Origin of the sequence: Chromohalobacter sp. HP20-39, assembly GCF_033052815.1 — a bacterium.
In the GTDB taxonomy this organism is placed as follows: Bacteria; Pseudomonadota; Gammaproteobacteria; order Pseudomonadales; family Halomonadaceae; genus Chromohalobacter.
Genome location: NZ_JAWHTP010000280.1, coordinates 1 through 370, shown reverse-complemented (window position 1 = coordinate 370; position 370 = coordinate 1). Strand labels below are relative to the sequence as shown.

The 370-nt window shown below is 56.2% G+C and carries 2 tRNA genes; both read right to left on the bottom strand.

The features are described from left to right. Nucleotide 1 precedes the first annotated feature (1 nt). Nucleotides 2–77: transfer RNA gene (locus RVY79_RS17995), tRNA-Ala, on the bottom strand. A gap of 216 nt (nt 78–293) precedes the next feature. After that, a tRNA-Ile gene (locus RVY79_RS17990) sits at nt 294–370 on the bottom strand.

The window sequence follows — 370 nt, the reverse complement described above, 5'->3', positions numbered from 1 at the left end:
ATGGTGGAGCCTACCGGGATCGAACCGGTGACCTCCTGCGTGCAAGGCAGGCGCTCTCCCAGCTGAGCTAAGGCCCCTTGTCAACATACCCTTTGCGGCCCATTGTCACCGAAAGGACATATAATTTGTGTGAGACTAGGCGAAAGACAGCGCCGTATAGCCTGCTATACAAGGTGTCTTTCAACGACGTATCACGCAAATTTGGTGGGTCTGGGCAGACTTGAAACAACCCGGCGACCTCACCCTCTCGTTCTTCACCCCAAGGGGCGCGCTCTAACCAACTGAGCTAGAGATGGTGGGTCTGGGCAGACTCGAACTGCCGACCTCACCCTTATCAGGGGTGCGCTCTAACCAACTGAGCTACAGACCC